This window comes from Methylococcales bacterium (genome assembly GCA_030949405.1).
Classification (GTDB): domain Bacteria; phylum Pseudomonadota; class Gammaproteobacteria; order Methylococcales; family Methylomonadaceae; genus WTBX01.
In genome coordinates, this window is record JAUZSN010000002.1 from 1,183,756 (window position 1) to 1,196,561 (window position 12,806).

A 12,806-nucleotide genomic window follows, 5' to 3' on the forward strand; every position below is an offset into this window, starting at 1 on the left:
AATGGGTCAAAAGGTACATCCAACGGGTATACGTCTTGGAATTGTTAAGGATTGGACATCAAGATGGTACGCAAATAGCCAGAATTATCCCGTATTTTTGTTACAGGATTTAAAGGTTCGTGATTATATCAAAACTAAGTTAGCACATGCGTCGGTTAGTCGTATTCAAATTAATCGTCCTGCTAGCAATGCACATGTTACTATCCACACGGCACGCCCTGGGATTGTAATTGGCAAAAAAGGCGAAGATATTGATAAGTTGAGACGTGAAGTATCTAAAATGATGGGGGTTTCGGTTCAACTGAATGTTGAAGAAATTAGAAAGCCTGAGTTAGATGCTAAGTTAGTTGCAGAAAGTATTGCACAGCAACTTGAAAAAAGAATTATGTATCGTCGTGCGATGAAGCGTGCAGTAACTAACACCATGCGTCTAGGCGCAGAAGGCATTAAAATTAATGTGGGTGGACGTTTAAACGGGGCTGAAATTGCACGAGGTGAATGGTATCGAGAAGGGCGTGTACCTTTGCATACGTTACGTGCTGATATTGATTACGGAACGGCAGAAGCAAATACAACCTACGGAATTATCGGCATTAAGGTGTGGATATTTAAGGGTGAGGTTTTTGATACGGATGCGCATTTGGTTTCAGATAGCGCAGGTTCTAAAAAAACTGTTGAAAGGAAATAATCATGCTTCAGCCTAAAAGAACAAAATTTCGTAAGCAACATAAAGGTCGAAATAACGGTATGGCTCAGCGTGGGTCTTCGGTTAGTTTTGGTGAGTTTGGCTTAAAATCAACTTCTCGTGGTAGAATAACTGCCCGTCAAATTGAAGCGGCTAGAAGAACGATTACTCGCCATGTAAAACGGGGCGGTAAACTTTGGATTAGAATTTTCCCTGATAAGCCAATTACTAAAAAACCTTTAGAGGTTCGTATGGGTAAAGGGAAGGGAAGTGTCGAATACTGGGTTGCTCAAATTAAACCGGGTACGATGCTTTATGAAATTCAGGGCGTTCCTGAAGAATTGGCACGTGAGGCATTTGCACTTGCAGCTGCTAAGTTGCCGATTAAAACTACTTTTGCTGCGCGGACGATAATGTAATGATTGCTAGTGAATTACGTCAAAAGACGAAAGAAGAATTAAATACTCTATTGCTTGAATTATCACGTGAGCAATTTAATTTAAGAATGCAAAAGGGTTCGGGTCAGTTAACAAAGTCTGATCAGGTTAAAAAGGTAAGGCGTGATATAGCACGTGTTCATACCATATTAAATGAAATGGCGAGTGCATCAGCATGAGTGAAAATACAGAAAAATTACGCACAATGACAGGTCGTGTTGTTAGTAATAAAATGGATAAAACAATTTCCGTTTTAGTCGAACGTATCATTAAACATCCTGTCTATGGTAAATATATTAAACGTTCAACGAAATTATTGGCTCATGACGAAAAAAATAAGTGCCAAGAGGGTGATACAGTAACGATTACTTCCTGTCGTCCTATATCTAAAAGAAAAACCTTTAGACTGGTTGACGTTCTCGAAAACGCGAAGTAAGCGTTTTTATAAAACAATTAATTGAGATAGTTGGGATTTTATAATGATTCAGATGCAAACTAACCTTGACGTTGCTGATAACAGTGGTGCAAAAAGGGTCATGTGTATCAAAGTATTAGGCGGTTCACACCGACGTTATGCAGGTATTGGCGATATCATCAAAGTGAGTGTCAAAGATGCGATTCCGCGGGGTCGTGTTAAAAAAGGTGAGGTTTATAATGCCTTAGTCGTAAGAACCCGTAAAGGGGTTCGCAGACCTGATGGTTCTGTCATTCGTTTTGACGGGAATGCTGCGGTTATTTTAAATGCTCAACTACAACCACTGGGTACACGTATCTTTGGCCCTGTTACTCGTGAGTTAAGAGGGGAAAAATTTATGAAAATTATTTCTCTAGCTCCAGAAGTTTTATAAGGGGGATACTAAAGATGCAAAAAATAAAAAAAGGTGACGAAGTTATTGTTCGCGCTGGCAAAGATAAAGGTAAACGCGGTAAAGTTGCCAAAGTTTTCAGTCATGGTAAAATTTTAGTAGACGGTATTAATCGTGTAAAAAAACACCAAAAAGGTAACCCAAACTCTGGTGTTCAGGGGGGTATCATTGAAAAAGATATGCCTATTGCGATTTCAAATATTGGATTATATAATCCTGAAACTCAAAAAGCCGACCGAGTAGGGATCAAGTTTTTAGATGATGGAAAAAAGGTCAGATATTTTAAATCAACTAACGAAACTGTTGATTCGTAGGGAGAACAACCATGGCTAGACTAAAAACTGAATATAAACAAAGAATCCTACCTGCTTTAGTAGAGCAGTTTGGGTATAAATCTGTAATGGAAGCTCCAAAGCTAACTAAAATTACCCTGAATATGGGTGTTGGTGGGGCCGTTGCTGATAAAAAAGTGTTGCAGGCTGCAGTTTCCGATATGGAAAAAATTGCAGGTCAAAAGGCGATTGTAACAATAGCAAGAAAGTCGATTGCGGGCTTTAAGATTCGTGATGATATGCCTATCGGTTGTAAAGTAACTTTACGCAATGATAGGATGTATGAATTTTTAGACCGTTTAATCAGTATTTCTATACCTCGAATCCGTGATTTCCGCGGTATGAGCCCTAAAAGCTTTGATGGTCGTGGTAACTATTCAATGGGTGTTAAAGAACAAATCATTTTTCCTGAAATTGATTATGATAAAATTGATACCTTACGTGGTTTGGATATTACCATTACGACGACAGCTAAAACAAATAAAGAAGGCTTAGCGTTGCTGAAGCTTTTTAATTTTCCATTTAAGAACTAAAGGGCGAAAAATGGCAAAAAAATCAATGATTGCGCGTGAAAAAAAACGCGATCAACTCGTGCAAAAATATGCCGAGAAACGTGCGGCTTTAAAAGAAATTATTAGAGATCCTAATGTTTCTTATGAAGATAAAGAAGAGGCTCATATTAAGCTTCAAAAGCTTCCTAGAGATTCAAGTACGGCAAGGTTACGTAACCGTTGTAAACTAACGGGTCGTCCTCATGGGTATTATCGTAAATTTGGTCTTAGTCGTAACAAACTAAGAGAAGCGACTATGCGCGGTGATGTTCCTGGGTTAAGGAAAGCAAGCTGGTAATCTTGGTTAAGGTTTTTGGAGACAATATAAAATGAGTATGACAGACCCTATAGCAGATATGTTGACCCGTGTTAGAAACGGGCAGTTTGCGGGTAAAAAAAGTGTGTCTATGCCTTCTTCTAAATTAAAAGTTGCAATTGCAAACGTATTAAAAGAAGAAGGATATGTTCTCGGGTGTTCCACTGAAACAAAAGGTAGTCATACAGAACTGACTATTGATTTGAAATATTTCAATGGTACTCCTGTGATTGAAAAAGTAAAAAGAATTAGTAAGCCAGGTTTGCGTGTTTATAAATCTAAAGATGAACTACCTAACGTATTAGGTGGATTGGGCGTTGCGATTGTTTCTACTTCGAGTGGTGTCATGACAGATAGAGCAGCACGTGCTATCGGTCATGGTGGTGAAGTCATTTGTACTGTTTGTTAGGAGATTGGTATGTCAAGAATTGCGAAGGCTCCTATTACAATTCCTAACAACGTTGATGTTAAGCTGGAAGGCGATAACATAATCGTTAAAGGTAGTAAGGGACAAATGTCTTTGGGTGTTAAAAGCTGTGTTAATGTTGAAATTAATGACAATGTTATTAGTGTTGACTGGAACAAAGCGATTAAGAACGCAAATGCTCAAGCTGGAACAGTAAGAGCTAGAATCAACAATATGGTTGAAGGCGTTACCAAAGGTTTTGAAAAAAAACTAACACTAGTTGGTGTGGGTTATAGAGCACAGGTAAGCGGTAAATCGCTTAATCTTTCTTTAGGTTTCTCACACCCAGTGGCCTATCTAATGCCAGAAGGCATTACAATTGAAGCCCCGTCTCAAACAGAAGTTATTGTTAAAGGGATGGATAAGCAGCAAGTAGGTCAGGTTGCAGCAGAGATTAGGGCATACCGTCCACCAGAGCCTTATAAAGGTAAAGGTGTTCGTTATACGGATGAATATGTTGCAAGAAAAGCAGCTAAGAAGAAGTAGGTTATAGTATGGACAAAAAAGCATCCCGATTAAAACGTGCCTTAAGGTTACGATCTAAAATCAAAAAATTAGATATAAACAGGCTCACTATTCATAAGACTTCTCAGCACATCTATGCGCAAGTTTTAAGTAAAGATGGCGAAACAACACTTGTTAGTGCTTCAACGACTCAAGCCGATGTTAAGGCATCAGTCAAAAGTACAAGTAACAAGGACGCAGCGATTGCAGTTGGAAAGTTTATTGCACAAAAAGCAGTTGCCGCAGGGGTAACTAAAGTTGCATTTGATCGTTCAGGTTTTAAATATCATGGTCGTGTAAAAGCATTAGCAGATGCTGCACGTGAAGCTGGATTGAAGTTCTAGGGGAATATAATGGCAGCAGCATCTCAAGGCAGCTCTGACGGTTTACAGGAAAAATTAGTTTCTGTACGCCGTGTTGCAAAAGTAGTAAAAGGTGGTCGAGTTTTTGGATTCACAGCACTAACCGTTGTTGGTGATGGTGAGGGACGTATAGGATATGGTGTGAGCAAAGCTCGCGAAGTTCCCATCGCGATTCAAAAATCGTTAGAGCAAGCACGTAAGAATATGCGTAAAGTACACCTGAAAGGGGACACTTTACAATATCCTATTATGGCAAGCACAGGGGCAGCTAAAGTTTATATGCAGCCCGCATCTGAAGGTACGGGTATTATCGCTGGTGGTGCGATGCGTGCTGTATTTGAAGTGGTTGGCGTGCATAACGTATTAGCAAAATGTATTGGTACGAATAATCCTATTAATGTTGTAAGAGCAACAATTGATGGCTTAACTGATATGCGTGATGCTAAACAAATTGCTGCAAAACGTGGTTTAACCGTTGATCAAGTCACAGGATAGGCACATGGCAGATAAAAAACTAAGTGTGACTATGACAAAAAGTAAGATTGGTCGTTTAGCAAGCCATAAAGGTTGCTTAATAGGGTTGGGTTTACGTAAAATTAATCAAACAGTAGAGGTTATTGATACCCCTGAAAATAGAGGAATGATTAATAAAATAGCCTATATGGTTAAAGTTGAGGAAATTTAATGTTTTTAAACAGCATTCAGCCAGCAGCGGGTTCGCGAAAAAAATCTAAACGAGTCGGTCGTGGTATTGGCTCTACATTAGGTAAAACTTGCGGTAGGGGACATAAAGGTCAAAAATCACGTAGTGGTGGTTTTCATAAAGTTGGCTTTGAAGGCGGACAAATGCCTTTGCAGCGTCGACTTCCTAAAGTAGGTTTTAGTTCTCGTAGTAAAAAATACTCAGCGGAAGTTAGATTAAATGAATTGAACTTAGTGGATGCCGATGTTATTGATTTAAAAACCTTGATTGATGCGAATTTAATTCCTGCAATTTCAAAAACGGCTAAAATCATCCTGTCGGGTGAGGTAAGTAGAGCGGTTACGATTAAAGGGATTAAAGCAACAACAGGTGCAAAGGCGGCTATTGAGGCCGCTGGCGGAAAAATAGAGGCTTAATTAAGTGAGTACATCAAGAGCAAAAATGGCGAAAAAAGCAGGGGGCGGTTTCTCGGAACTAAAGTCAAGATTACTTTTTGTTCTTGGTGCATTGTTTGTCTACAGGGTGGGCGCACATATCCCTGTTCCTGGAATTGATCCTAAAGCCTTGCATTTAATGTTTGAACAGCAAAGTGGATCTATTCTGGACATGTTTAACATGTTTTCAGGTGGAGCTTTAATGCGTTTAAGTTTATTTGCATTAGGGATTATGCCTTATATTTCAGCTTCTATTATCATGCAGCTAATGACGGTTATTATACCGACATTAGAGCAAGTTAAAAAAGAAGGGGAATCAGGACGGCGTAAAATATCTCAATATACACGTTATGGAACGGTGGTGTTAGCTACGTTTCAAGCGATAGGGATTTCGATCGCATTACAGAACCAAACAGCAGGGGGTTTATCTGTTGTTATTAATCCAGGAATGAGTTTTATTGTTATCACAGCAATTACACTGGTAACAGGAACTATCTTTTTAATGTGGCTTGGTGAACAAGTAACAGAAAGAGGGATTGGTAATGGTATCTCCTTGATTATTTTTGCTGGTATCGTTTCAGGATTGCCATCAGCGATTGGTGGAACCTTAGAGCTTGCGAGAACAGGTGAAATGAATGGTGCTTTTATTGTACTGTTATTTTTAATTGCAATTTCAGTTACTGCATTAGTTGTTTTTGTTGAAAGAGGACAGCGTCGAATTATCATTAATTACCCCAAGCGTCAGCAAGGGCGAAAAATGTATGCAGGACAAAGTAGCTTTTTACCTTTAAAATTAAACATGGCGGGTGTTATTCCTCCTATTTTTGCATCAAGTATTATTCTGTTTCCAGCAACTATTGCAGGTTGGTTTGGTAATGCAGAAGGATTTTCTTGGTTGCAAGATGTATCGACTGTATTGTCGCCAGGGCAACCCGTTTACGTCATGTTTTATGCCGCCGCAATTATTTTCTTCTGCTTTTTTTACACCGCATTAGTTTTTAATTCAAAAGAAACCGCTGATAATTTAAAAAAATCAGGGGCTTTTTTACCGGGTGTTAGACCAGGCGTACAAACGACAGCCTATATAGATAAAGTGATGACTCGTTTAACGTTGATAGGGGCGTTTTATATTACTTTAGTTTGTTTGTTACCTGAGTTTTTAATTGTTTATTGGAATGTTCCTTTCTATTTTGGAGGGACTTCGTTATTAATTATCGTTGTTGTGGTTATGGATTTTATTTCACAATTGCAGACGCATTTGATGTCGCAACAATATGAAGGGCTAATGAAAAAAGCCAATCTTAAAAAGTAATTCTTGTAGGAGTTGAGTGTTGTGAAAGTTAGAGCATCTGTAAAGAAAATTTGTCGTAGTTGCAAAGTCGTAAAAAGAAATGGGGTTGTTCGAGTCATCTGTAAAGATGGTCGTCATAAACAACGTCAAGGTTAATATTTATTGCGCTAAATTTTGTAGGATGTTATAATTTCGCGCTTAACTTTAAAATACCATCATGGGAGTACTAGATGGCACGTATTGCTGGAATAAATATAGCAGAGCATAAACACGCAGAGATTGCGTTGACCTCTGTCTATGGAATTGGTCGCCAAACTGCTAAAAGCATTTGTAAAGAAATTGGTATTGAATCTTCGATAAAAATAAAAGAGTTAACAGAAGAGCAGTTGGACGCAATTCGTAATGTTATTTCAAAAATGACGGTTGAAGGTGATCTTCGTCGTGAAGTGTCGATGAATATTAAACGGCTAATGGATTTAGGCTGTTATCGTGGAATTAGACATCGTAGAGGCTTGCCGTTAAGAGGGCAGAGAACACGAACCAATGCGCGTACTCGTAAAGGTCCTCGTAAACCAATTAGAAAATAAGATATTTTTGTAAAAGGCTTTAAAAATAATGGCAACTCAAAATCGTTCTAAAAAACGCATTAAAAAAGAAGTGGCGGATGGCATTGCTCATGTTCATGCGTCATTTAATAATACAATTGTAACCATTACCGATAGAAAAGGTAATGCGTTGTCTTGGGCTACTTCAGGTGGTTCAGGTTTTAGAGGTTCGCGTAAAAGCACGCCTTTTGCCGCACAAGTTGCCGCAGAAAAAGCAGGTAATATTGCGTTAGAATATGGAATGAAAAACCTTGATGTGATGATTAAAGGACCTGGTCCTGGGCGTGAATCTGCGGTAAGATCACTTAATAACTTAGGTTTTAAGATTACTAATATAGTTGATGTGACCCCCATTCCTCATAATGGTTGTCGTCCCCCCAAAAAACGTCGCGTTTAAGATTTCGGAGTAGTTATTATGGCAAGGTATCTAGGACCTACTTGTAAGTTAAGTCGTAGAGAAGGCACGGATCTGTTTTTAAAAAGCAGAGGCAAGTCTTTAGAAAGTAAATGTAAGTTAGAACAGCGCCCTGGACAACATGGTACAGCGCGAGTAAGAAGTTCTGATTATGCACTACAGTTAAGAGCAAAACAGCGAATTCGTCGAATTTATGGCGTATTAGAAAAGCAGTTTAGAAACTATTACAAAGCCGCCGCTTTACAGAAAGGGGCAACAGGTGAGAATTTATTAAACCTATTGGAATCACGCCTTGATAATGTGGTTTATCGAATGGGATTTGCTTGTACACGTGCAGAAGCTCGTCAATTAGTTTCTCATAAATCAATTGTTGTTAATGGACAGTTAACAAACATTCCCTCTTATCAAGTAAAGGCAGGGGATGAAATTACGATTAGAGAAAAAGCTAAAAAACAACAACGAATTGTTGATGCTTTGACGGTGACTGAACAATATGGTTTTCCTGTTTGGGTTGAAACTAACCCTAAAGAAATGTCAGGGACATTTAAATCACTTCCTGAACGTGTTGACTTGGGAAGCGATATGAATGAACAGTTGGTTGTAGAGCTTTATTCTAAATAATTAGGTCTGGATTATAATTTATGCAAAAATCTATTGCTGGCTTATTAAAACCAAATTTGGTTGATGTAGTCAGTCATTCTGCAAACCACTCTCGAATTGTTATTGAACCACTAGAACGGGGTTTTGGACATTCGCTTGGTAATGCACTTAGACGAGTCATGTTATCCTCTATTTCTGGTTGTGCCGTTACCGAAGTTGAAATAGAAGGCGTATTACATGAATACTCCACTATTGATGGCGTTCAAGAAGATGTTATTGATATCTTATTGAATTTGAAGCAACTTGCTATTATTCTACATTCCAAAGATGAAATTACGTTGTCTTTGAATAAAAGTGGCACAGGTGTTGTCACTGCTGCTGATATAGATTTGCCTCATGATGTTGATATCGTTAATCCTGATCAAATCATTGCCCATTTAACGCAAGCGGGTGAATTAAATATTCGCATTAAAGTTGAGCGGGGTCGTGGTTATGTTCCTGCGAATGTTAGAAAAGAGCAATTAGACGGCTCTTCATCTGTAGGGGCTTTAGTGGTCGATGCACTTTTTAGTCCTGTGGTTAAAGTTGCCTATCATGTTGAAAATACACGTGTGGAGCAACGGACAAATTTAGATCGACTTATTGTTGAGCTGGAAACTAATGGAACGGTAGATCCAGAAGAGACTATTAAGCTTGCAGCAACGATTTTACATGATCAACTATCTGTATTTGTTGATTTTGAAAAAGTTCATGAGCAAGTTGTAGAAGAAACTATTGTCGAAGAAGAAACATTTGATCCTGTGTTATTACGGCCTGTTGATGATTTAGAGTTAACAGTACGATCAGCAAATTGTTTAAAAGCTGAAAATATATTTTACATAGGTGATTTAATTCAACGGACAGAAGTAGAATTATTAAAAACCCCGAATTTAGGCAAAAAATCATTGACTGAAATTAAAGATATCCTTGCAATGAAAGGGTTATCTTTAGGAATGCGTCTTGAAAACTGGCCGCCTGAAAATCTAGCTGATCAAAGCCAAGCTGGCATTTAACATATTGAAGGTTATCTCAAAATGAGACATCGCAAATCTGGAAGACAATTAAATAGAAATAGTAGCCATCGTAAAGCTATGTTTAGCAACATGGTGAGTTCTATTATTAAACATGAGTTGATAAAAACAACGTTGCCTAAAGCAAAAGAGTTACGTGGTTTTGCTGAACCGTTAATTACGTTAGCAAAAAAAGACTCAGTTGCTAATAGACGATTGGCATTTGCAAAACTGCGTGATAAAGAAGCCGTTGCCAAATTATTTAATCACCTAGGTCCTCGTTATCAAGAGAGAGCGGGAGGTTACTTACGTGTTATGAAGTGTGGCTTTAGAACAGGTGATGATGCACCAATGGCTTATGTTGAGTTAGTAGGTAGACCTGAACTTGATGAAGCAGAAGATTGATAGCTAATCTTAAAAGATAAAATAAAAAAGCCAGTTTATAAACTGGCTTTTTTATGCCTGATGGTTTTATTTATTTTTCAAGAAATTGCATTTTATCCGATTTTCCCTTCCAGTCATCTGCATCAGGAAGTGGGTCTTTTTGTTCGGTAATAACAGGCCATTTTTCAGCTAATTCAGCATTCAACTCAAGAAAATGTTCTTGATCCTCGGGTAAGTCATCTTCGGAGAAAATGGCTTCTGCAGGGCATTCCGGCTCACATAAAGAACAATCAATGCATTCTTCAGGGTGAATAACTAAAAAGTTTGGGCCTTCATAGAAGCAATCGACTGGGCAGACTTCTACGCAATCGGTATATTTACATTTAATACAGTTTTCTGTGACGACAAAGGTCATATTTATTTACCAAAAGTTGTTAGGAGGAATAAAATTAATCCTTCATACTAGCAGAAATAATTAAAAAATTCATTTTAAATTTAACCCTTAACTATTTAAGAATAGTATGAATGATGATTTAGTTTATATTGATGCAATGTTAGTACGAACAATGGGTAACCAAGCCTTAGCGGTTATTTTATTTAAGAAATTTTTTTCAGAGCTTCCTGAGCAATTGAAGGAAATAGAAATAGCCATTGATACACAAGAAAAAGGGGTGGCTCAAGAAAAAATTCATAAACTACAAGGCGGGTTTAATTTTTGTGGGTTTTTAGAGCTCCAAGGACTGGCTGAAAATTTAGAGAAAAAATTATGGGAGAATGAATTAGATCCGGTTAAGGAGAGCTTAAAATTACTAAGCGAAAAAGTTAGGCAATTTTATAGCTTAGAAACGATTATTTTGAAACGATTAGAGTCAAAATAAAATTAAGTAATTTCATTACTCAGGGTGAAAAATTTTTCTACTTCTTTAATGTCACGGGTCCGTTGCATATTCGGTACACTATCTAAAAAAGTTTGCCCATAAGCACGTTTTAATAATCGTGGGTCACAAACCATTAATACCCCGCGATCATCAATATCACGAATTAAACGACCCACCCCTTGTCGTAATGCAATCGCTGCGGCGGGAACTTGATATTCAAAAAAACCATTACGTCCTTGTTTTTTCATAGCGGCTAGTCGAGCTTTTAACACGGGTTCAAAGGGGGATGCAAAAGGAAGTTTATCAATGATGACACAAGAAAGTGCCTCGCCACGGACATCAACGCCCTCCCAAAAACTCGATGTCCCTAGTAAAATTGCATTGCCATCACGTTTAAATTCATCAAGTAATACCGTTTTAGGACGACTCCCTTGAACGAGTAAAGAGTAATCTAATTTATCTTTTAATAATTCTTCGGCGCGGTTTAAATTACGGTAACTGGTAAATAAGAAAAAAGCTCTTCCTTGACTCGCTTTTAACACAGGCAATGCAAATTCAATAATCCGTTCAATGGCATCGGCATCATTGGGTTGGGGTAACCCTTTGGGATGATAAAAAAGAGCTTGGTTTGGGTAATCAAAAGGGCTGTCCCAATGATAACTAGGGATAGCTTCTAAGCCTAACGTTTTTTTAAAATGGTCAAAGCGTTTAGCAATACTTAATGTGGCTGAGGTAAAAATCCATGAGGCTTTATGCTGCTGCATAAAGCTTCTAAATTCTGTTGAAATTTCCAAGGGTGTACTTCCTAGTGTGAAGCTTAGACGATGAGTTTCATACCAACGAATGGCGCTATCATCCTTGTTATTAACTAACGCTTGCAACTGTAAATTTAAATCCGTACAACGCTGATAACAACTTTCTAAACCTGTCGATTTTTCTGCCGCTATACTGAGTTGTGTTTCTAAGCGTTGTACTTGATCTTTAAAACAGTGTAAAGCTGCAAAAATTTTAGGATTATTTTCGATCTCTTGCCATTCGGCTTTCTTAATTTCTGTTCCAAAAGCGAGGCGTAAATCTTGAACCTCATGCTTTAAATCCTCACACGCGGTACGTAAATCAGGTATATCTTTAGCCCCTTGAAAATACTCCACTAAGCTATCATCACTTAAATCATTAAATTGCTTGGCGCTCAGTGCCACCCCTAAAAAATTTGAGGCTATTTCAGCCAGTTGATGGGCTTCATCAATAATAATAATTTCAGCATCGGGTAATAACTCACCAAAACCTGTTTCTCTAAGCGTACCGTCGGCACAGAGTAAATAATGATTAACAATAATAAGATCGGCTTCTTGGGCGTTGCGGCGGGCTTTTACTAAAAAGCACTCGTTATAATCGGGGCACTCGCTTCCTAAGCAGTTTTCACGCGTTGATGTGGCTTGATACCAAATAGGATTGGACTCATTAATCGAGGTCATTTGAGCTATATCGCCATCACGACTCCGCGTTGCCCAGCTTTTTATTTTTGTTAATAACGCGGTTTCTTGTTTATTAAAACCTTCTGTTAATGTAAGTGCGTTTCTTAAGCGATAATGACATAAATAATTAGCCCGTCCTTTGAGTAACGCGGCCTTGACGGGGGTGTCGGTTAATACGTTACGAATCAATGGTAAATCATGACTAAAAAGTTGTTCTTGTAAATTTTTAGTTGCGGTTGAAACAATCACTTTTTTTGTAGACAAGATAGCAGGAATTAAATAGGCAAATGTTTTTCCTGTTCCTGTTCCTGCTTCGGCAATTAAATGTTGTTTATTTTTAAGGGCTTCTGCAAGGGTCGTTGCCATTTCAATTTGAGCGGTACGGGGTTGATAGCCTTCTATCGTTTCGGCTAATGCTCCGTCATTGCTAAAGATATGTTCTATTTTAGTCAC

24 protein-coding genes are annotated in these 12,806 nt (G+C 38.2%); 22 read left to right on the forward strand and 2 right to left on the reverse strand.

Annotated features, from left to right (window positions below; translation table 11 throughout):
* Position 1 precedes the first annotated feature (1 nt).
* The 21 genes from rpsC to rplQ all read left to right on the forward strand — a co-directional run bounded on the left by rpsC (position 2) and on the right by rplQ (position 10,021).
* Positions 2–688, forward strand: a complete 687-nt coding sequence (gene rpsC / locus Q9M50_06270) for a 30S ribosomal protein S3 (protein ID MDQ7090238.1) — start codon at positions 2–4, stop codon at positions 686–688.
* Between the two features lie 2 nt (positions 689–690).
* On the forward strand, positions 691–1,104 hold the full coding sequence (rplP, locus tag Q9M50_06275) for a 50S ribosomal protein L16 (protein MDQ7090239.1): 414 nt from the start codon (positions 691–693) through the stop codon (positions 1,102–1,104).
* A complete protein-coding gene (rpmC, locus tag Q9M50_06280) occupies positions 1,104–1,301 on the forward strand; it encodes a 50S ribosomal protein L29 (protein MDQ7090240.1) in 198 nt (65 codons plus the stop codon). Before rplP ends, rpmC begins: the two co-directional genes overlap by 1 nt.
* On the forward strand, positions 1,298–1,558 hold the full coding sequence (gene rpsQ, locus Q9M50_06285; GenBank protein MDQ7090241.1) for a 30S ribosomal protein S17: 261 nt from the start codon (positions 1,298–1,300) through the stop codon (positions 1,556–1,558). Before rpmC ends, rpsQ begins: the two co-directional genes overlap by 4 nt.
* A gap of 43 nt (positions 1,559–1,601) precedes the next feature.
* Positions 1,602–1,970, forward strand: coding sequence for a 50S ribosomal protein L14 (gene rplN, locus Q9M50_06290; protein MDQ7090242.1), 369 nt, complete (start codon positions 1,602–1,604; stop codon positions 1,968–1,970).
* Positions 1,971–1,984: 14 nt separating this feature from the next.
* Positions 1,985–2,302, forward strand: a complete 318-nt coding sequence (gene rplX, locus Q9M50_06295) for a 50S ribosomal protein L24 (protein ID MDQ7090243.1) — start codon at positions 1,985–1,987, stop codon at positions 2,300–2,302.
* Positions 2,303–2,313: 11 nt separating this feature from the next.
* On the forward strand, positions 2,314–2,853 hold the full coding sequence (gene rplE, locus Q9M50_06300) for a 50S ribosomal protein L5 (GenBank protein ID MDQ7090244.1): 540 nt from the start codon (positions 2,314–2,316) through the stop codon (positions 2,851–2,853).
* Between the two features lie 10 nt (positions 2,854–2,863).
* Entirely contained in the window at positions 2,864–3,169 is a 306-nt protein-coding gene (rpsN, locus tag Q9M50_06305; protein MDQ7090245.1) for a 30S ribosomal protein S14, read from the forward strand.
* Positions 3,170–3,200: 31 nt separating this feature from the next.
* Positions 3,201–3,596, forward strand: coding sequence for a 30S ribosomal protein S8 (gene rpsH / locus Q9M50_06310; GenBank protein ID MDQ7090246.1), 396 nt, complete (start codon positions 3,201–3,203; stop codon positions 3,594–3,596).
* A 9-nt stretch (positions 3,597–3,605) separates the two neighbouring features.
* Positions 3,606–4,139 carry a 50S ribosomal protein L6 gene (gene rplF / locus Q9M50_06315; GenBank protein MDQ7090247.1) on the forward strand — a complete coding sequence of 178 codons (534 nt, stop codon included), beginning with the start codon at positions 3,606–3,608 and terminating at the stop codon, positions 4,137–4,139.
* Positions 4,140–4,147: 8 nt separating this feature from the next.
* Positions 4,148–4,501, forward strand: a complete 354-nt coding sequence (gene rplR / locus Q9M50_06320) for a 50S ribosomal protein L18 (protein MDQ7090248.1) — start codon at positions 4,148–4,150, stop codon at positions 4,499–4,501.
* A gap of 9 nt (positions 4,502–4,510) precedes the next feature.
* A complete protein-coding gene (gene rpsE / locus Q9M50_06325) occupies positions 4,511–5,014 on the forward strand; it encodes a 30S ribosomal protein S5 (GenBank protein ID MDQ7090249.1) in 504 nt (167 codons plus the stop codon).
* A 4-nt stretch (positions 5,015–5,018) separates the two neighbouring features.
* Positions 5,019–5,204: a 50S ribosomal protein L30 gene (rpmD, locus tag Q9M50_06330; protein ID MDQ7090250.1), complete on the forward strand. Its 186-nt coding sequence runs from the start codon at positions 5,019–5,021 to the stop codon at positions 5,202–5,204.
* On the forward strand, positions 5,204–5,638 hold the full coding sequence (gene rplO / locus Q9M50_06335; GenBank protein MDQ7090251.1) for a 50S ribosomal protein L15: 435 nt from the start codon (positions 5,204–5,206) through the stop codon (positions 5,636–5,638). The genes rpmD and rplO overlap by 1 nt, the downstream gene beginning before the upstream one ends.
* A gap of 25 nt (positions 5,639–5,663) precedes the next feature.
* Positions 5,664–6,968 (forward strand): preprotein translocase subunit SecY, encoded by a 1,305-nt coding sequence (gene secY / locus Q9M50_06340; protein ID MDQ7090252.1) that lies wholly within the window; start codon positions 5,664–5,666, stop codon positions 6,966–6,968.
* 21 nt (positions 6,969–6,989) lie between these two features.
* The gene (gene rpmJ / locus Q9M50_06345; GenBank protein ID MDQ7090253.1) at positions 6,990–7,103 is read left to right on the forward strand and encodes a 50S ribosomal protein L36; all 114 of its coding nucleotides are present in this window, start codon (positions 6,990–6,992) and stop codon (positions 7,101–7,103) included.
* A gap of 74 nt (positions 7,104–7,177) precedes the next feature.
* On the forward strand, positions 7,178–7,534 hold the full coding sequence (gene rpsM / locus Q9M50_06350) for a 30S ribosomal protein S13 (GenBank protein ID MDQ7090254.1): 357 nt from the start codon (positions 7,178–7,180) through the stop codon (positions 7,532–7,534).
* Positions 7,535–7,562: 28 nt separating this feature from the next.
* Positions 7,563–7,949 (forward strand): 30S ribosomal protein S11, encoded by a 387-nt coding sequence (rpsK, locus tag Q9M50_06355; GenBank protein ID MDQ7090255.1) that lies wholly within the window; start codon positions 7,563–7,565, stop codon positions 7,947–7,949.
* A gap of 18 nt (positions 7,950–7,967) precedes the next feature.
* Positions 7,968–8,588 carry a 30S ribosomal protein S4 gene (gene rpsD, locus Q9M50_06360; GenBank protein ID MDQ7090256.1) on the forward strand — a complete coding sequence of 207 codons (621 nt, stop codon included), beginning with the start codon at positions 7,968–7,970 and terminating at the stop codon, positions 8,586–8,588.
* Positions 8,589–8,608: 20 nt separating this feature from the next.
* Entirely contained in the window at positions 8,609–9,619 is a 1,011-nt protein-coding gene (rpoA, locus tag Q9M50_06365; protein MDQ7090257.1) for a DNA-directed RNA polymerase subunit alpha, read from the forward strand.
* 21 nt (positions 9,620–9,640) lie between these two features.
* Positions 9,641–10,021: a 50S ribosomal protein L17 gene (rplQ, locus tag Q9M50_06370; protein MDQ7090258.1), complete on the forward strand. Its 381-nt coding sequence runs from the start codon at positions 9,641–9,643 to the stop codon at positions 10,019–10,021.
* 70 nt (positions 10,022–10,091) lie between these two features.
* Here the strand turns inward: rplQ and Q9M50_06375 are convergent, their stop codons facing one another.
* Entirely contained in the window at positions 10,092–10,415 is a 324-nt protein-coding gene (locus Q9M50_06375) for a ferredoxin family protein (protein MDQ7090259.1), read from the reverse strand.
* A gap of 106 nt (positions 10,416–10,521) precedes the next feature.
* Between Q9M50_06375 and Q9M50_06380 the strand changes: the two genes are divergently transcribed.
* Complete coding sequence (locus Q9M50_06380; protein MDQ7090260.1) at positions 10,522–10,878, forward strand: Hpt domain-containing protein; 357 nt, start codon at positions 10,522–10,524, stop codon at positions 10,876–10,878.
* A 2-nt stretch (positions 10,879–10,880) separates the two neighbouring features.
* Here Q9M50_06380 and Q9M50_06385 read toward each other — a convergent pair whose 3' ends face one another.
* A complete protein-coding gene (locus Q9M50_06385; GenBank protein MDQ7090261.1) occupies positions 10,881–12,806 on the reverse strand; it encodes an ATP-dependent DNA helicase in 1,926 nt (641 codons plus the stop codon).